Consider the following 17,296-nt stretch of genomic DNA (forward strand, 5'->3'; position numbering starts at 1 on the left):
TCGGATTGTCAATCGGCCAGCGGTCCCATGTCGTCGTCGGCTTTCTTCTTCTTTTTCTTGTCGGTCTTGGCGAGCGCATAGGCGCCGGCGTTCTTCAGCGTGATCGGCGGCTGCCCGACGACATATTGCGAGATCCACGCCAGGGTCCGGTCATGTGCCAGCGCAGCTGCAGATTCATCATAGGTCTCGCCGTCACCGTCGAACGCATGCGCGGCATTCGGATAGGAGAACGCGCTGACCTCGGGATGATAGGCGCGGAACATGGTCACCTCCGCGAACGGCACGACGATGTCGGCCTCGCCGAAATGGAGCAGCGTCGGAATCTTGCGCTTGGCGCCGGCCGCGTTGACGACACCGGTCGCGTAGTAGCTCACTGCGCAGGCCACGCCGGAGACGCGGTTGGCCGCGTCATAGGCGAGACCGCCCCCGGCGCCGAAGCCGACCACCGCCACCTTGCCGCAGTCCTTGACGCTGTCGACCGTTGACTGGATCTCGGCGAGCAGCGGTGCTGCCGGATCCGGCACGCTCTCGGCCGGCTCGCCCTCCGTTGCCGCTTCGATCGCGGTGGGAGGCGACAGCTCCGGCGCGATCACGACATAGCCGCTCGCGGCGAAAGTATCGGCGACCTTGCGTAGTTTGCCGGCAGCGTCGGCGCCGTCCGGCAGGACGACGATCGCCCCCTTTGGCGCGTCGGCGGGATCGGCACGAAACGCCTGAAAGGTATGGCCGTCGCTGGCGGTCAGCTTGATCGTGCTCGCCGTAGGCATGTGATGCTCCTGCTTCCGTTGCGCGGTTGGCGCGCGTTACAACAAACCCAGCTCCAGGGCGGTCTCTTCGGACATGCGCGACTTGTCCCATGGCGGCTCGAAGACAAGGGTGACCTTGACCGACACCACACCGTCGACGGCCTGTACGGCGTCCTCCACCATTCGGACGATCTCGCTTGCGACCGGACAGCCGGGCGCCGTCAGGGTCATGTCGATCTCGACCGCGCCGCCGCCCTCGTGCGCGATTCGATAGACCAGCCCGAGATCGTAGACGTTCACCGGAATCTCCGGGTCATAGACCGTTCGCAACGCTGCAATCACGCTCTCGGCTGCACTCTGGGAGCCGGTCGCTACGGCGTTCTGCGCCGGGGAAGGAGGGGGCGGGGCGTGCATGGTCATCATGCGTTGGTTCCTCTCATGATCCTGGTTCGCACCGGGGGATGGTCGTTGGAATTCGAGTCATGTTTCGCTCATGCATGGCGTCGCCTCATTCCGAACCGAGCCCCTCGGCCAGCGCGGCGACGACCGGCCATCCGACGGCGCCGGTGGGATCGAGTCGCCGCAGCGCCGCGAGCATTTCGGCTGCTCCGTCGGAATCAGTCTTGCGCAGATGGATGAAGGCTAGGGCCTTCAGCGTGTAGAGCGCGAAGCGGCCGGCGCCATCCGGCAGCGGATCATGCGGCGTCCAGTGCCGCCAATCCCGTGGCCAGCCGGCCTGGCGCGCCGCTTCCGCAAGGCCCAGCTCGGCGACCGCCTCTGCCTCGTCGAGATGGCCTTGATAGGTGTGAATCTTGTACAGACAGAAGTAGGTCGGAAGCTGCTGCGGAGCGGCCGCCAGCGCCTGGCGAAACAGCCGATCCGCCTGCGCGTGGTCGCGGCGATACGCCGCCACGCCCTGTTGCAAAAGCGCATCGATCTCTTGCGGCAGATCGCCGAAGTTGATCGTGTCGGGTTCGCTGACGAGTTCGAGCATCTGCATTGACCTCGATCAAATCACTGCAAGACGCGGACCGTTTTCGCGCGGGTGCAGCAGCGCCGGAGCCGGTACGAGGCGGGCGGAAGAGCGGGCCGATGTTGGATTTTGCACGTCGCCTCTTCGCTCCGCCGCGGCCGATGTCGCAAAGACGACGCAACGCTTGGCGAATTGGCGTGGACGCGTCGTCAGATGCCGGCGAGACGGCGATTGCGGCGAGCAAATCACTGGTTCGGAGCTTGCATGAGGCCTTCATCAATCCAGCGGGAGTGGCAGCGATGGCGATGGCAGCAACGGACATCGAGCGTCTGATCAAGGAGGCGTTCCCGGATGCCGTCGTCGTGATCGAGGATCTGGCGGGCGATGGCGACCATTATTCGGCGCGCGTCACCTCACAGGCTTTCGCCGGGAAGAGCCGGGTGCAACAGCATCAGATGGTCTATTCGGCTCTCAAGGGCCAGATGGGCGGCGTGCTGCATGCGCTGGCGCTCGAGACGTCATTGCCGAAATGATCGTTGCGGCCGGGCTGATCGGTCGCATTCAGGGAAAGGATCCAGTCTATGTCGACATCCGAACGCATTCAGAAGCTGATCGACAGCAATGACATCGTGCTGTTCATGAAGGGCGTGCCGGCGGCGCCGCAATGCGGCTTCTCCGCCGCGGTGGCACAGATCCTGGCCAAGCTCGACGTGGCCTACGAGAGCGTCAACGTGCTCGCCGATCCCTTCATCCGCGAGGGCATCAAGGAGTTCTCCAACTGGCCGACCATTCCGCAGCTCTATGTGAAGGGCGAATTCGTCGGCGGCTGCGACATCGTGCGCGAGATGTTCCAGGCCGGTGAGCTCGCGACCCTGCTCGCCGACAAGGGCATCAAGGCGTCTGCGTCATGAGCGATGCCGATGTCGCCGAGGCGGATGACGCATTCGAGATTCCGCAGCTCTACAAACATCACGCCTTCGTCTGCCTGACGCAGCGCCCGCCCGGGCATCCGCGCGGCAGCTGCGGCGCGCTCGGCGTGCAGCCGCTGTGGGACCGGCTGACCAAGACCATCGAGGCGCAGCGGTTGACGGATATCGGCGTCACCGCCGCCGGCTGCTTCGGCTTCTGCAGCGCCGGACCGATGATGGTGGTCTATCCGGACGGCGTCTGGTATCGACCGACCAAGCCGGAGGATATCGACGAGATCGTCGAATCCCACTTCAAGCAGGGCAAGCGTGTCGATCGCCTGGTCATGGTGTTGAAGCGCTGAGCTTGCAGAATGGAGCCGCTCAACGCGGCTCAGGACAAGGTGTCGACCCATCCGGACGCGTGCAGCCCTGGACATCCTCCAGACCGTCGCCCTGCCGAAGCAGCGAGATCACGGGTTCACGATCGAAGCCGGCGCAGCACCGGCCGCCGGCTTCGATCAATGGCCGGCGGATCAGCAGCGGATCCTCGAGCATCAGGTCGATGGCCGCGACGGCTTCGATCGTCTCTGGCTCGATCTCTCCCGATCTCACGCGCGGCGAGGCCGGATTGAACCAGGCCCAGACGGGGGTCCCGGCGAAATATGTGCGCAGCCTCTCGCCCGTCCAGGGTTCGGTCAAGAGGTTCCTGGCGATGACATCGTGGCCTGCTCGCGTCAGCATCAGCTTCTGCCGGGCGTTGGTGCCGCAGCCCGGCTTCTCGTAGAAGACGACGGTCGTCACGTCAGGCGCCGCCGAGCTGGACCAGCTGCGCGCCGCCGGCGCGGCCGAGAATGGTGTCGACCTTCTTGCGCACCGACTCGATCGTGAGCGGCTTGACCACGGCGCCATGCGCGCCGGCCTTGAGACCTTCGATCGCGATCGCCTCGTCGGCCTTGGCGGTCACGATCAGAATGCGCACGCCCTTGAACTTCGCCAGGATCTCGCGGACGAGCTCGGGGCCGCGTTGCTTCAGGAAGGAAACCCCGAGCAGCACCACGTTCGGTGCCAGCCAGTCGACGCCCTTCTCGTACGCCTCCTCCGGCGTCGCCAATTCGTGGGTCTCGATTTCATCGTGCAACATGAACTGCAGGGCCGCGCGCGTGATCTCGTCGTCGTCGATCACGAACACGCGCCGCTGGTCCACTGCCTTGGCCGTCTCCACTCCGATCTGCATTGCATCCTCCTCAACGTTGTCAGCGTCTGTGCCGCAGGGCTGCAGAGGGGATCTAGCAAATCTCGTTCCGGGCACCGCCCGGCTGAAAAGCTACCGCTGTTGTGTCGTTTCGGACAGCGCCGCGCGTCGTCGCATCTTGCGAAGCATTCCGATGTCGGGTTTGCAACAACTCGCAATCGCGCCCGGATTGCTCCGCATCTCCTTTAAAACATGATCGTTTTGGCCCTGTGCGCGTGCTGGCACAGCCGTTGCAAAACCGGGTTCAGGCAATGGTTGAGGGCTGAGTGCACGCCGACGCTCCGGACGAGCGATGCTCTCCTTCCCAACAACCCGTCTGCCGGTTCGTACACACAGAGGACGCGGTCGCGCCTCGCGAGCAGCGCGGGCGCGACATTGGCAATCGGTTGATGGAGAGCAGAATGTCATCACTTCGACAAATCGCATTCTACGGCAAGGGCGGCATCGGCAAATCGACGACGTCGCAGAACACGCTCGCGGCGCTCGCCGAGATGGGTCATCGGATCCTGATCGTCGGCTGCGACCCCAAGGCGGATTCGACCCGCCTGATCCTGCACGCCAAGGCGCAGGACACGATCCTGAGCCTGGCCGCTGCCGCGGGCAGCGTCGAGGACCTCGAGATCGAGGAGGTCATGAAGGTCGGCTATCGCGACATCCGCTGTGTCGAGTCCGGCGGTCCGGAGCCCGGCGTCGGCTGCGCCGGCCGCGGCGTCATCACCTCGATCAACTTCCTGGAGGAGAACGGCGCCTACGAGGACATCGACTACGTGTCCTACGACGTGCTCGGCGACGTCGTGTGCGGCGGCTTCGCGATGCCGATCCGCGAGAACAAGGCGCAGGAGATCTACATCGTGATGTCCGGCGAGATGATGGCGATGTATGCCGCCAACAACATCTCCAAGGGCATTCTGAAATATGCGAACTCCGGCGGCGTGCGCCTGGGCGGCCTGGTCTGCAACGAGCGCCAGACCGACAAGGAGCTGGAGCTGGCGGAGGCTCTCGCCAAGAAGCTCGGCACCCAGCTGATCTACTTCGTGCCGCGCGACAACATCGTGCAGCACGCCGAGCTGCGCCGCATGACCGTGCTGGAATATGCGCCGGATTCGGTCCAGGCCGGGCACTACCGCTCGCTGGCGCAGAAGATCCACAACAACGGCGGCAAGGGCATCATCCCGACCCCGATCACGATGGACGAGCTTGAGGACATGCTGATGGAGCACGGCATCATGAAAGCCGTCGACGAAACCCAGATCGGAAAGACTGCCGCCGAACTCGCCGCAACGGCTTAAGCAGTCTTGGTACCGGCCTTCCTCCCGTCGGAAGGCCGGTACCTCATCGCATGTCCCGCCGGCAGGCGGCAGGGGATCACGCTATGACCATCGCAATCGTGGGCGTCTCGGAGTCCGTTGCCGCTGGCCTGCAACCGTCGCCGCGCAACGGCTCCTTCGAAGAGGACAGGCGGCACCACGGCCGCCAGATTTACCGCCTGCTGACCGGCGTCGATCCCGACGATGCGCTGATCGACAGCGACATCGGTTTCGACCGTCACGTCATCGCATCGATCCTCGCCGTTTCAGCGATGGAGCACGGCGCGCTGGCGGAGCGAGCCGGGCTTTCGACCGTCGAGCTGATCGCACTGCTGGCGCAGCTGTTTCCTGCAGCCTCGATCGACTCCTCATGGCTGCCGATCACCGGGGCCGTGGCCGCGCCGGACGACGACGAAATCGCGATGGTGCGCGATCTGCTCGCCGCGCAGCGCTCCACGGACGGCGAGGTCGGCCGCTGGCTCGCAGCCATGGTGGCGCGTCGCGCGATGGAGCCCAACCATCTCTGGGAAGACCTGGGCCTGCGCGAGCGCTCCGAGCTGTCGCGGCTCCTGACGCGTCATTTCGCGCCGCTCGCAAGCCGCAACACCAAGAACATGCGCTGGAAGCGCTTCTTCTACCGCATGCTGTGCGAGGACGACGGCTTCGTCATGTGCACGACGCCGGTCTGCACCCAGTGCAACGATTTCGCGCTCTGTTTCGGCGAGGAGAGCGGCGAGAGCCGGATGGCCGAGCGGCGACGCGATGTGGCGCTGCAGGAGGCGGCGGGCGCCGCGATGTGAGTTCGAGGACCGTGACGATGTTGATGGACAGCCAGCTTCGATCCCCGTGCAACTCCGATGGCGGACCTTGTCCCCAGGCAGAGACCTGCGAAGCTGGCGAGATCCTGATGCGTCGATGCGAGGACGCGCTGCGTCGGGCCGGGTTGCGTCCCACCCAGCAGCGCCAGCAACTGAGCCGGATTCTGTTCGGCAGCGGTGACCGCCACATCACCGCCGATGCGCTCTATGGCGCCGCCGTCGCCACCGGCATGAAGATCTCGCAGGCCACCATCTACAACACGCTCAATCAGTTCGTGGAGCTCGGGCTACTGCGGCAGATCGGCGTGGACGGCTCGAAATCGTTCTTCGACACTAATACGACCGTGCATCCGCACTTCTTCTATGAGGACGAAGGCGAGCTCGTCGATGTGCCCGAGCATGTCGCGTTCGAGCAGCTGCCGGAGCCGCTGCCGGGCTATCGCATGGAGCGGATTGACATCGTCATCCATCTGCGCCGCAGGCGCCACGCCTGACGGCAGCGCAGGTCGCCGCGGCTTGGCGCTGGGCGACCGAGTCACTTCACCTCGACGTCCGATTCCCGACCCTGTTACGAATCCGACAATCCGTCTTCACGCAAAAAGTGAAGTAAATTCAATTGATTAGATTCGGGTCCGGCGATGGCATGGCCGTTGCTGAGTGAATTGCTGGCCGTGATGGAGCGTCGTGCTTCTGGCGGCCTCACACAGGTTGCGACGGAGCGAGTGAATGCCAGACGTCTCCGGACAGCGCGGGCCCAGGAATGCCCGAGAGGCCGGCTCTGCCCACGGGGGCACGGTCTCGGGGAGCCCGATGCCCCGGGTCATCCTGAACGATACCACGCTCCGCGACGGCGAGCAGGCGCCGGGCGTCGCCTTCGCCCTCGGAGAGAAGGTCGCGATCGCCCGTGCGCTCGCCCGTGCCGGTGTTCCCGAGATCGAGGCCGGCACGCCGGCGATGGGGGTCGACGAGATCGCTGCGATCAGGGCGATCGTCGAGGCCGGTCTGCCCGCGACCATCATCGGCTGGTGCCGGATGCGCGAGGCGGATGTCGATGCGGCGATCGCGGCGGGCGTCTCGATGGTGAATGTCTCCGTCCCGACATCCGATGTGCAGATCGCCGCCAAGCTCGGCGGCAGCCGCAGCGCCGCGTTGGAGCTGGTCAAGCGCGTGGTCGGCTATGCGCGGAGCCGCGGACTGGCCGTTGCCGTCGGCGGTGAGGATTCGTCGCGCGCCGATGTCGGCTTTCTCGCCGAGGTGATCGCGACCGCGAAGTCGCTCGGCGCCCGGCGCTTCCGCGTCGCCGATACCCTGAGCGTGCTCGATCCCGACGCGACGTCAGCGCTGGTCGGCGCCTTGCGAGCGGCCACGGACCTGGAGATCGAGTTTCACGGCCATGATGATCTCGGTCTTGCCACCGCCAACACGCTGGCGGCGGTCAAGGCGGGCGCGACCCATGCATCGGTCACCGTGATCGGCCTCGGCGAGCGCGCCGGAAATGCTCCGCTGGAGGAGGTCGCGGTCGCGCTGCGGCAGCTCTACCGGCGCGAGACCGGCATCGTGCTGGCCGAACTCGATCACGTCGCCAATGTCGTGGCGGCCGCCGCGGCGCGCGCCATTCCACTCAACAAGGCCATTGTCGGCGAGCACGTCTTCACCCATGAATCCGGCATTCACGTCGACGGGCTGCTGAAGGATCAGCGCACCTATCAGGCCCTCGATCCGGGACTGTTCGGCCGCTCCAACCGGATCGTGATCGGGAAGCATTCCGGGCTGTCGGCGATCACCTCGCTGCTGTCGGATCTACGCCTGCCGGCGAGCGTCGACCAGGCCCAGCGCATCCTGGCGCGCGTGCGCAGGCATGCCGTCACTCACAAGGGGCCAGTGCCGAAAGAGGCCGTTGCGGCCATCTGGCGCGAAGTCTGCGATCACCCGCTGGCGAGCTTTGCCTGATCATGAGCGACATCGTCGACACACCCATTGCAAAGCCGATCGTCGCCGAGCTGAGCCGGCCCTCGCTGCTCCGCCTGATCCGCGAGGACATTGCGTGCGTCCGTTCGCGCGATCCGGCGGCGCGCAGCGAAATCGAGACGCTGCTGACCTATCCCGGCATTCACGCGCTGATCTGGCACCGCCTGGCGCATCGGCTGTGGATCCGCGGCTGGCGTTTTCCGGCGCGCTTGTTGTCGTGGCTCGGACGTTTCCTGTCGAATGTCGACATTCATCCGGGCGCCGAAATCGGCCGCCGCTTCTTCATCGATCATGGCGCCTGCGTCGTGATCGGCGAGACCGCGGAGGTCGGCGACGATGTCACGTTGTATCACGGCGTCACCCTGGGAGGTACGTCGTGGTCGCCAGGCAAGCGGCATCCGACGCTGGACAGCGGTGTCGTCGTCGGCGCCGGCGCCAAGATTCTCGGACCGATCACCATCGGTCCGCGGACCCGCGTCGGTGCCAACTCCGTCGTCATCCAGAGCACGCCGCCCGACGTCACGGTGGTCGGGATCCCCGCCAAGGTGGTGCGGCCTGAGTTCACCCATCGGCGGACCGTCGGACGGATCGATCTGGACCATCATTTGATGCCTGATCCGGTCGGTGAAGCCCTTTCCGTGATGCTGGACCGGATCGAATTCCTCGAGGCGCAGCTCGCTCACACCAGGCAGAGGATGCGTCAGGGACCGCCGCCTCCGGCGCCGACCTCTCTCTGCGAGGTTGATCCGATTTCGAGTCAAGGAGCAAAGCAATGACTGCGGCAACGCCGAACGTTCTGGACGAACTGAAGAAGACCTCCGCGGCCGAGGAGTTCTTCAAGCTGCTCGGTGTCGACTACGATCCCAAGGTGCTCAACGTCTGCCGGCTGCATATCCTCCGCCGGATGGGGCAGTACCTCGTCAGCGAGGACTTCTCCGGCGTTTCCAGTGAGGACGTCGCAGCCCGCTGCAAATTGTTCCTGGAGCAGGCCTATCAGGACTTCCTCGTCTCGACGCCGCTCGATCAGCGGGTGTTCAAGGTGCTCAAGGAGGCGGTGGCGCCGCCGAAGCCGGCTCCAAAGCCGTTCGTGTCGCTGACGACGCTCAAGTAGCGCATGAACTGACGATCGCTCCCGCGCGCGCCGCCAGCACGACTGGCGGCGCTTCTGCGTTCAAGCGAGCCGTGCGCTTTCAAGTTCCTGTCGCATTCCCGACGCGTGTTGCTTGCGACGTGTCGGACCTCGTCGGCAAGTTTTCAGAAGCAGATCGGGTTCATGCGCCAAGGTGTTGAATCCGTGCCAATAATCATCGCGGCCGAAACTGGTACGACAATTGCTGTCCTGATCGCAGGACTACACACCCGGAGTGATCGCATGCATATCGTCGTCTGCATCAAGCAGGTTCCGGACTCCGCGCAGATCCGCGTTCATCCGGTGACCAACACCATCATGCGCCAGGGTGTGCCGACCATCATCAACCCTTACGACCTGTTTGCGCTCGAGGCGGCGCTGCAACTGCGCGACAAGTTCGGCGGCGAAGTGACGGTGCTGACCATGGGACCGCCGTCCGCCGAGGACTCGCTGCGCCGGGCGCTGACCTACGGCGCCGACCGCGCCGTGCTGCTGACCGATCGCTTCTTCGCTGGCGCCGATACGCTGGCAACCACCTATGCGCTGGCGACAGCCATTCGCAAGGTCAGCGAGACTTTTGGCGCGCCCGACATCGTGTTCACCGGCAAGCAGACGATCGACGGCGACACCGCCCAGGTCGGCCCGGGCATCGCCAAGCGGCTGGGCCTGCTGCAGCTGACCTACGTGGCGAAGATCCGCGAGGTCGATCCTGTCGCGCGCACCATCGAAGCCGAGCGCCGCTCCGAGGGGGGCGTTCAAGTGCTGAAGACCAAGCTGCCGTGCCTGGTGACGATGCTCGAGGCGACCAACGAGATCCGCCGCGGCGCCATGGCCGATGCGCTCCGTGCGGCGCGCGCTCAGATCGTCACCTGGAGCGCCAAGGACGCCGGCGTCGAGGACATCTCGAAGTGCGGCTTGAAGGGCTCGCCGACCATCGTGAAGCGGGTCTTCGCGCCGTCGGCCCGGGCGGAGAAGGCAACCATGGTCGACTTCTCGAACCGCGCGCCGGCCGACGCGCTGATCGAGGAATTGTTCAAGCGGCAGCCGAAGCTCGAAGCCGAGCTGACGACGTCAGCGCACGGCTTCTGATCCAAACGGCTTTTGACGGACCAAGGGACGACGACCATGAGCGAACCCACCAAAGCACCGCCCGCCGCAGCCGGTCGCGCCGCGACCAAGAAGGAGCTGCCCGAGCATTTCAAGGCCTACAAGCACGTCTGGGTGTTCATCGAGCAGGAGCGCGGCCAGGTCCACCCGGTATCCTGGGAGCTGATGGGCGCCGGACGCAAGCTCGCCGACAAGCTGAAGGTCGATCTCGCGGCCGTCGTGATCGGTCCTCCCGGAGAAGCCGTGCAGCACGCTGCCGCGGAGTCGTTCTGCTATGGCGCCGATCTCGCCTACATCGTCGCGGACGGCGTTCTCACCGACTATCGCAACGAAGCCTACACCAAGGCGCTGACCGACGTCGTCAACACCTTCAAGCCGGAGATCCTGCTGCTCGGCGCCACCACGCTCGGCCGCGACCTCGCCGGCTCCGTCGCGACGACGCTGCTCACGGGTCTGACCGCCGACTGCACCGAACTCGACGTCGATGCCGACGGCTCGCTGGCTGCGACGCGTCCGACCTTCGGCGGCTCGCTGCTCTGCACGATCTACACGCTGAACTATCGGCCGCAGATGGCCACCGTCCGCCCGCGCGTGATGTCGATGCCGGACCGCGTCGAGAAACCCGCCAGTCGCATCATCGAGCACAAGCTCGGTCTCGTCGAGGAGGACATCGTCACCAAGGTGCTGTCCTTCATTCCGGATCGCGATTCCGCCAAGTCCAATCTCGCCTATGCCGACATCGTCGTGGCGGGCGGGCTCGGGCTTGGCTCGCCGGAGAACTTCCAGCTCGTCAAGGGGCTCGCCGCGGTGCTCGGCGCCGACTTCGGCTGCTCGCGGCCGCTGGTGCAGAAGGGCTGGGTGACCTCGGATCGCCAGATCGGCCAGACCGGCAAGACCATTCGGCCCAAGCTCTACATCGCCGCGGGCATCTCCGGCGCGATCCAGCATCGGGTCGGTGTCGAGGGCGCCGACCTGATCGTTGCCATCAACACCGACAAGAACGCGCCGATCTTCGACTTCGCGCATGTCGGCATCGTCACCGATGCGATCCGGCTGCTGCCCGCGCTGACGGAGGCATTCCGCGCGCGTCTGTCGCCGCATTCGCGCGATCGCATCGCAAGCTAGGCACCAGAGAGGGAGCAGGGCAGTGATCGAGGAACGTTTCGACGCGATCGTCGTGGGTGCCGGCATGGCCGGTAATGCGGCTGCGCTGACCATGGCCAAGCGCGGCATGAAGGTGCTGCAGCTCGAGCGCGGCGAGTATTCCGGCTCCAAGAACGTGCAGGGCGCGATCCTCTACGCCGACATGCTGGAGAAGCTGATTCCGGACTTCCGCGAGGAAGCGCCGCTGGAACGCCATCTGGTCGAGCAGCGCTTCTGGATGCTCGACGACAAGTCGCATGTCGGCCTGCACTACAAGTCGGACGACTTCAACGAGGAAAAGCCGAACCGTTACACGATCATCCGCGCCCAGTTCGACAAATGGTTCTCGTCCAAGGTCAAGGAGGCTGGCGCCACCGTGCTGTGCGAGACCACCGTGACCGAGCTCGCGCAGGATGCCTATGGCAAGGTGATCGGCGTCAGAACCGATCGGCGCGATGGTGAGATCCATGCCGACGTCGTCGTGCTGGCCGAGGGCGTCAACGGCCTGCTCGGAACCCGCGCCGGCCTGCGCGAGCGGCCGAAGCCGGAGAACGTCGCGCTGGCGGTCAAGGAGATGCACTTCCTGCCGCGCGAGACGATTGAGGCGCGCTTCAACCTGAAGGGCGACGAGGGGGCTGTCATCGAGGCCGTCGGCACGATTTCCCGCGGCATGACCGGCATGGGCTTCATCTATTCCAACAAGGAGTGCATTTCGCTCGGCATCGGCTGCCTCGTCTCCGACTTCCAGAAGACCGGCGAGACGCCCTACGGCCTGCTCGAGCGGTTCAAGCAGCATCCGTCGGTGGCGCCGCTGATCGAGGGGTCGGAAGTCAAGGAGTACTCGGCGCACCTGATTCCCGAGGGCGGCTATAACGCGATCCCGCAGCTCTGCGGCGATGGCTGGGTGGTGGTCGGCGATGCCGCCCAGCTCAACAATGCCGTCCACCGCGAGGGATCCAATCTCGCAATGACCTCGGGGCGTATCGCGGCCGAGGCGATCTTCCAGGTCAAGTCGCGCCGCGATCCGATGACCAAGGAGAACCTCGCGCTCTACAAGAAGATGCTGGAGGACTCCTTCGTCATCAAGGACCTGAAGAAATACAGGGACATGCCGGCGCTGCTGCACAACCAGTCGCAGAATTTCTTCCTGACCTATCCGCAGCTCGTCTCCAAGGCGATGCAGAACTTCGTGCGCGTCGACGGCACGCCGAAGAAGGAGAAGGAGAGCAGCACCGTGCGCTCCTTCGTGAATGCAAGGTCATGGACCGGCCTGTTCGGCGACGCCTTCAGGTTTGCTCGGGCGTGGCGATGATTGGTGAATGAACGCAACAGCTCAGGCGAGGGAGATCAGACATGAGCACGGACGTCGCAGTCAGGGTCGAAGACAAGCTATTCTACAATCGCTATCAGGTCGATCCCGGCCGGGCCCATATCAAGGTCCGTCCGCATACCACGCCGACGCCGCAGTTGAAGGCGCTTCTCAAGGCCTGCCCGGCACGCTGCTACGAGCTCAACGACAAGGGCCAGGTCGAGATCACAGTCGACGGCTGCATCGAATGCGGCACCTGCCGGGTCATCGGCGAGGCCAGCGGCGACATCGAGTGGAGCTATCCGCGCGGCGGCTACGGCGTGCTGTTCAAGTTCGGCTGACGCCGTCGAATCACGCCGGTCGACGGGGTGCCGCAAACGCAGCGCCGGATCATCAATCCTGTATTGTGTTTGATATAGGTCATTGAGTTCTGGCACGCGTTCTGTTTACATTGAGCGGCAGCAACGAGGCTGCAACGGATGAGGAACAGCACGTGAAGCTGAGCGCGCGAAATGTCTTGCCGGGACGAATCATCTCGGTTGAAAAGGGAACGACCACCGCCCACGTCAAGGTGGAGCTCGCCCCGGGACTAACAGTCTTCTCGGCGATCACCAACGAGGCGGTGGACGACCTCGCGCTTGCCGTCGGCGACAGCGTCTCCGCCGTCATCAAGTCGTCGGATGTGATGATCGGCAAATAGGAGCGTAGCGCCGAATTGCTGCGCCGATCAGCCGCGCGACGCCTGTCGCGCGCGCAGGTCGAGCCACCAGGTTTCCATCGCGGAACGCGACGGCTGGAGCAGCGTGCCGAAATCGCCCGCAAAGGTCCGCCAGTCGTCGATGCATTTCTGAGGCACCGCCGTCAGCACCGGGATCCCGGACGTGATTGCGTCGGCCAGCTCGCCGCGCAACCCGCTTCCGGAAGCCTCCTGCTTGGAGAACTTGTTGATCACGATGAGGTCGGCATGGGCCGCGATGGCGCGGTGAACGGCCATGCCGGCTTCGGCAAGGCCCGCGGTGTCGAGCTTGCAGGCCGTCGATCCGGTGCCGAGGTCCTGACAGATCGAGATCGTGTCGCCATTGGCGAGATCGATCACGTCCATTCCGCTTTTCTTGCCGACTTCGTCTCTCGTATTGCGCTGAACGATGCCTCCGACGCGGACGCCCCGTTGCAGCAGCTCCTGGGCAAAGGCGTCCAGCAAGGCATCGGCGTCGTCGCCCGGTCCGTAGAGAATGGCGGCGAGACGGGGCTGATTGGGCTCAGCGGAAGCAGGAAGATCATGCGGGATCATGCGGGGCCTGGCGATCGGGGGCGGGCGGCGACCAGGGTTTATATAGAGGATGCAGCCTGTGGAGAAAGAGCAGATGTCGCGCGCGCCGACCACCGCTACGCACCATGATCTGGAAGCGCTGCTCCGCGACGATGTCCCCTATGGCGACCTGACGACGGAGACGCTCGGAATCGGCGCCGAGCCGGGCCTGATGCACTTCGCTGCGCGCGGTCGCATGGTATTGGCCCTGGCCGAGGACGCGGCGGCCTTGATCGAGCTCACGGGCTGCCATGTCGAATTGTTCGCCGGCAGCGGAATGGTGCTGGAGGAGGGGGCCCCGATCCTCCGTGCAGAGGGCACGGCGGCCGGCCTGTTGCGGAGCTGGAAGGTGGCGCAGACGCTCATCGAGATCTGGTCAGGCGTCGCCACCGGGGCGGCTGCGATCGTCGGCGCGGCGCGTGCGATCAGGCCTGGCATTGCGGTCGCCTGCACGCGCAAGAACGTCCCCGGAACCAAGCCGTTCGCCGTTGCCGCGGTGAAGGCGGGTGGCGCGGTGATGCATCGGCTCGGCCTGTCGGAGACGGTGCTGGTGTTTCCGGAACACCGGGCGTTTCTCGGCGATGCGCCGCTTGCCGATGTCGCCGAGCGGTTGCGGCGGAGCGCGCCGGAGAAGCGGCTCGTGATCGAGGTCACCACGGTCGAGCAGGCCGTCGCCGCCGCCGTGGCCGGCTTCGACGTCATCCAGGCCGAGAAATTTCCGCCTGCCGAGATCGCTGCGCTGGCGGAGCGGATCGCCATCAGCGCGGCGCTGCCGCGGCGGCCGATCATTGCGGCCGCGGGGGGCGTGAATGCGCAGAACGCCGCCGCCTATGCTGCGGCGGGGGCGGACATGCTGGTCACCTCGGCGCCCTACCTCGCGTGTCCCTGCGACGTGCAGGTGCGGATCAGCCCTGCCTCGGCCGCGGCTTGACCGCACGACCCGGCTACTGCGGGTGCCGCGGAGCGGCGCGCTTCTGGCGGTTGGCTCGCCATTCCATGAACTCACGGAACAGCCGCGGATCGGCCGAAACGCCGCTCGCCTGCAGATCATTGGCCTGCGCGTTGGCCCCCAGCATCTCGGGAGGCGGCGTATTGCGATCGAGCCAGTCCTGTGCCGTCTTGAACCGTGTCCAGCCGGCGATCGGCGCCAGCGGCGCCACCTCCTGCCATTTCGGATGATAAGGCGGCCGTTGCAGCGTCTGCATGTTGCTGAAGAAGGCTTCGACCAGCAGAGACAGCCGGCGGTGACGGTCGCTGCCCGCCGGCCAGTTGAACGACGCCAGCACGGCCTCGGCCGCGATCGTGTTCACCGGCGCCGAGGCGCCGACGAGGTTCGGATAGTCCTCGGCGGACAATTGCGCCGGCAGATAGTCGTCGTGCAGAGCCTTGTCGTAGTCGACGGGCACCAGATGCAGATTGGGATCGCTGACCTGGCTCAGCCATTGCACCGGCTTGCCCTCGACCGTGATGATGGCGTCGATGTCGCCCTTGCGCAGCATGTCCAGCGCCAGCCGCGGCTCGATATAGAGCAGATGTGGCCTGATCCCGAGGCGCTCGAACACGTTGATCGAGGTGACGAAGGTGCCGCCGTCGGGCAGGTCGACGGCGATGGTCTTGCCGTCGAGCTCGCTCAGGCTGGCGATCGATCTCGGCGCCAGCACGTGCATCTCCTCGTTGAACAGCTTGGTGACATAGACCAGTTGTTCGCGGATGTTGTTGGCGAAGTCCTTGCGCTCGAGAAAGGCCAAGGTGTCCTTGCGGATGATGCCGGCGTCGACGCCGCGCAGCAGCAGGATGTCGGCGACCGATTGCACCGAGCCGCGGCCGATCACGGGAAGGATGCGCAGCTCCGTCCCCTTGTCGAGCGCGGATGCGAGGTCCGCGCCCATGTTGGCGTAGGTGCTGCCAAACGAGCCGGTCATCAGCGTGACGGTATTGGCATTCAGCTGGTTGGCCAGATCGCGCTTCGCCGTGCCGTAACGGAAGATGGTCTTGAAGGAATCGCTGACGCTGCCGGGATCGATACCGCTCCGGACCGGACCGAAGCGCTGCCACTTGCCGCCGGTGAACTGCATCATCTGCATCTGCTCCAGCGGCGCGTGATCATGGGGGCTGGTGTTGACGGTGATGCCGGGCGTCAGCATCGGCAATTTGAGGCTCTTCAGGGATGCCGCCTGCCTCATGATGTTGTCGCGCGACAGGTCGTCGCCGCAATTCCGCAACACTGCGACCATCGCGTTTGCCGCGAGGTAGCCGAAGGTCGCAAGACCATTGCTTCTAGGTACGTCGGGCAGATAGCGGTCCATGAATGCGGACCATTCGCGGTAGGATGGATCGCCTGCGGCCGCGGCCTCCTCGCCCTCGTAGTAGTAGCCCGCGGACAAGATGCCTTCGGCATTCTGCAGGCCGGCCGGCTGCATCACGGCGGAGACCGATTCCGAGACCGTCGAGATGATGTGGTCCGGACGCCAGCCGAGCTCGGCCGCGCGGCGGATCGCCATCACGGCGAATTTGGGCGTGGTCACGTCGAAGAAGATGTCGGCGCCGGATGCCTTCAACGTGGCGATCTGCTGATTGACGTTGGCGTCCGTCACCTTGTAGGTGACTTCCGCGACGATCGGAAGCTTGCCACCCAGGCCGTCCTTCAATCCCTTGACGTAATCCTTGCCGAAATCATCGTCCTGATAGAGAATCGCGATCTTGCCGCGGCTGTGGGTCTCCAGCAGGTACTGGGCATAGACGTGCGCCTCGGCCTGGTAGCTCGGCTGAAAGCCCATGGTCCACGGAAAGTCGTGGGGCTGGTCCCATTGCGAGGAGCCTGATGCCACGAACAATTGTGGGACTTTGTTGGCGTTGAGATAAGGGCGGACCGCCAGGTTGGGAGCCGTGCCCAGACTGGCGAACATCAGGAGGACGTTGTCCTCCTCGACGAGCTTGCGGGTCATCTCGACCGTCCTCTGCGGCGCATAGCCGTCGTCGTAGGAAATGAAGTTGACGCGCCGGCCGTTGATGCCGCCCTCGGCATTGATCTTGTTGAAGTAGGCCGCGATCGTCTTGCCGATGACGCCATAGGCGAGAGCCGGGCCGCTATAGGGCATGGTGTTGCCGATGCGGATCTCGTTGTCCGCGGCGACCGCTTGATGTCCGGTCAGCGCCAGCGGAGCGGACAGAGCCAGGGCGAGGCATGCGGCTGCTCGAGGGTGGCTGTTCTTTGCATCCCGCGGTTTGCGATGTCGGCTCCATCTGGCGGCCAAGCAGGCGCGAACTGCAGCATGGATGCCGTGCATCATCAGTCCTCCCATCGATATTTGGTTCTTGGGCGCAGCA

22 protein-coding genes are annotated in these 17,296 nt (G+C 65.1%); 15 read left to right on the forward strand and 7 right to left on the reverse strand.

The features are described 5' to 3' along the window. Window positions 1-8: 8 nt before the first annotated feature. From QX073_RS08675 to QX073_RS08685, 3 genes are all read right to left on the reverse strand, one after another. Complete coding sequence (locus QX073_RS08675) at window positions 9-767, reverse strand: dienelactone hydrolase family protein (protein ID WP_315825165.1); 759 nt, start codon at window positions 765-767, stop codon at window positions 9-11. A gap of 36 nt (window positions 768-803) precedes the next feature. Next, on the reverse strand, window positions 804-1,166 hold the full coding sequence (locus QX073_RS08680; RefSeq protein ID WP_315752901.1) for an iron-sulfur cluster assembly protein: 363 nt from the start codon (window positions 1,164-1,166) through the stop codon (window positions 804-806). An 88-nt stretch (window positions 1,167-1,254) separates the two neighbouring features. Then, window positions 1,255-1,746 carry a hypothetical protein gene (locus QX073_RS08685; protein WP_316169744.1) on the reverse strand — a complete coding sequence of 164 codons (492 nt, stop codon included), beginning with the start codon at window positions 1,744-1,746 and terminating at the stop codon, window positions 1,255-1,257. Window positions 1,747-2,018: 272 nt separating this feature from the next. Here QX073_RS08685 and QX073_RS08690 point away from each other — a divergent pair, with 272 nt between their 5' ends. The 3 genes from QX073_RS08690 to QX073_RS08700 are packed head-to-tail and all read left to right on the forward strand — an operon-like array spanning window position 2,019 to window position 2,989. Then, window positions 2,019-2,252 (forward strand): BolA/IbaG family iron-sulfur metabolism protein, encoded by a 234-nt coding sequence (locus tag QX073_RS08690; RefSeq protein WP_006609694.1) that lies wholly within the window; start codon window positions 2,019-2,021, stop codon window positions 2,250-2,252. A gap of 48 nt (window positions 2,253-2,300) precedes the next feature. Further along, a complete protein-coding gene (grxD, locus tag QX073_RS08695; protein WP_315752861.1) occupies window positions 2,301-2,630 on the forward strand; it encodes a Grx4 family monothiol glutaredoxin in 330 nt (109 codons plus the stop codon). Then, entirely contained in the window at window positions 2,627-2,989 is a 363-nt protein-coding gene (locus QX073_RS08700; RefSeq protein ID WP_315752862.1) for a (2Fe-2S) ferredoxin domain-containing protein, read from the forward strand. Before grxD ends, QX073_RS08700 begins: the two co-directional genes overlap by 4 nt. A gap of 19 nt (window positions 2,990-3,008) precedes the next feature. Here the strand turns inward: QX073_RS08700 and QX073_RS08705 are convergent, their stop codons facing one another. Together QX073_RS08705 and QX073_RS08710 are read right to left on the reverse strand one after the other, a co-directional pair. Beyond that, a complete protein-coding gene (locus tag QX073_RS08705; RefSeq protein WP_410052363.1) occupies window positions 3,009-3,536 on the reverse strand; it encodes an ArsC/Spx/MgsR family protein in 528 nt (175 codons plus the stop codon). Continuing rightward, on the reverse strand, window positions 3,430-3,861 hold the full coding sequence (locus QX073_RS08710; RefSeq protein ID WP_315741025.1) for a response regulator transcription factor: 432 nt from the start codon (window positions 3,859-3,861) through the stop codon (window positions 3,430-3,432). The genes QX073_RS08705 and QX073_RS08710 overlap by 107 nt, the downstream gene beginning before the upstream one ends. A gap of 419 nt (window positions 3,862-4,280) precedes the next feature. On the opposite strand from QX073_RS08710, the gene nifH reads away from it, so the two are divergent. The 11 genes from nifH to QX073_RS08765 all read left to right on the forward strand — a co-directional run bounded on the left by nifH (window position 4,281) and on the right by QX073_RS08765 (window position 13,360). After that, entirely contained in the window at window positions 4,281-5,168 is an 888-nt protein-coding gene (nifH, locus tag QX073_RS08715; RefSeq protein WP_315713086.1) for a nitrogenase iron protein, read from the forward strand. An 83-nt stretch (window positions 5,169-5,251) separates the two neighbouring features. After that, window positions 5,252-5,986, forward strand: coding sequence for a nitrogen fixation protein NifQ (locus tag QX073_RS08720; RefSeq protein ID WP_316163559.1), 735 nt, complete (start codon window positions 5,252-5,254; stop codon window positions 5,984-5,986). 17 nt (window positions 5,987-6,003) lie between these two features. Continuing rightward, a complete protein-coding gene (gene irr / locus QX073_RS08725; RefSeq protein ID WP_315756201.1) occupies window positions 6,004-6,498 on the forward strand; it encodes a Fur family transcriptional regulator Irr in 495 nt (164 codons plus the stop codon). A gap of 316 nt (window positions 6,499-6,814) precedes the next feature. Beyond that, entirely contained in the window at window positions 6,815-7,954 is a 1,140-nt protein-coding gene (nifV, locus tag QX073_RS08730; protein ID WP_316225625.1) for a homocitrate synthase, read from the forward strand. Between the two features lie 2 nt (window positions 7,955-7,956). Continuing rightward, complete coding sequence (gene cysE, locus QX073_RS08735) at window positions 7,957-8,748, forward strand: serine O-acetyltransferase (protein ID WP_316225626.1); 792 nt, start codon at window positions 7,957-7,959, stop codon at window positions 8,746-8,748. Next, window positions 8,745-9,083 (forward strand): nitrogenase stabilizing/protective protein NifW, encoded by a 339-nt coding sequence (gene nifW, locus QX073_RS08740; protein WP_316225627.1) that lies wholly within the window; start codon window positions 8,745-8,747, stop codon window positions 9,081-9,083. The genes cysE and nifW overlap by 4 nt, the downstream gene beginning before the upstream one ends. Before the next feature lie 261 nt (window positions 9,084-9,344). Next, complete coding sequence (locus QX073_RS08745; RefSeq protein ID WP_315752866.1) at window positions 9,345-10,190, forward strand: electron transfer flavoprotein subunit beta/FixA family protein; 846 nt, start codon at window positions 9,345-9,347, stop codon at window positions 10,188-10,190. Window positions 10,191-10,226: 36 nt separating this feature from the next. Continuing rightward, a complete protein-coding gene (locus QX073_RS08750; RefSeq protein WP_316195024.1) occupies window positions 10,227-11,333 on the forward strand; it encodes an electron transfer flavoprotein subunit alpha/FixB family protein in 1,107 nt (368 codons plus the stop codon). A 22-nt stretch (window positions 11,334-11,355) separates the two neighbouring features. Further along, entirely contained in the window at window positions 11,356-12,663 is a 1,308-nt protein-coding gene (locus tag QX073_RS08755; protein WP_316225628.1) for an FAD-dependent monooxygenase, read from the forward strand. Between the two features lie 41 nt (window positions 12,664-12,704). Continuing rightward, a complete protein-coding gene (locus tag QX073_RS08760) occupies window positions 12,705-13,001 on the forward strand; it encodes a ferredoxin family protein (RefSeq protein WP_172112536.1) in 297 nt (98 codons plus the stop codon). Window positions 13,002-13,153: 152 nt separating this feature from the next. Further along, window positions 13,154-13,360, forward strand: a complete 207-nt coding sequence (locus QX073_RS08765; protein WP_316225629.1) for a molybdopterin-binding protein — start codon at window positions 13,154-13,156, stop codon at window positions 13,358-13,360. 27 nt (window positions 13,361-13,387) lie between these two features. Here the strand turns inward: QX073_RS08765 and QX073_RS08770 are convergent, their stop codons facing one another. Further along, complete coding sequence (locus QX073_RS08770; protein ID WP_315713639.1) at window positions 13,388-13,951, reverse strand: DUF2478 domain-containing protein; 564 nt, start codon at window positions 13,949-13,951, stop codon at window positions 13,388-13,390. Window positions 13,952-14,024: 73 nt separating this feature from the next. Between QX073_RS08770 and modD the strand changes: the two genes are divergently transcribed. Then, window positions 14,025-14,900, forward strand: coding sequence for a ModD protein (gene modD, locus QX073_RS08775; RefSeq protein ID WP_316225630.1), 876 nt, complete (start codon window positions 14,025-14,027; stop codon window positions 14,898-14,900). A gap of 13 nt (window positions 14,901-14,913) precedes the next feature. Here modD and QX073_RS08780 read toward each other — a convergent pair whose 3' ends face one another. Further along, window positions 14,914-17,145, reverse strand: a complete 2,232-nt coding sequence (locus QX073_RS08780; protein WP_410052365.1) for an ABC transporter substrate-binding protein — start codon at window positions 17,143-17,145, stop codon at window positions 14,914-14,916. Window positions 17,146-17,296: the final 151 nt, after the last annotated feature.

Origin of the sequence: Bradyrhizobium sp. SZCCHNS3052 (assembly GCF_032484495.1) — a bacterium.
Lineage (GTDB): Bacteria > Pseudomonadota > Alphaproteobacteria > Rhizobiales > Xanthobacteraceae > Bradyrhizobium.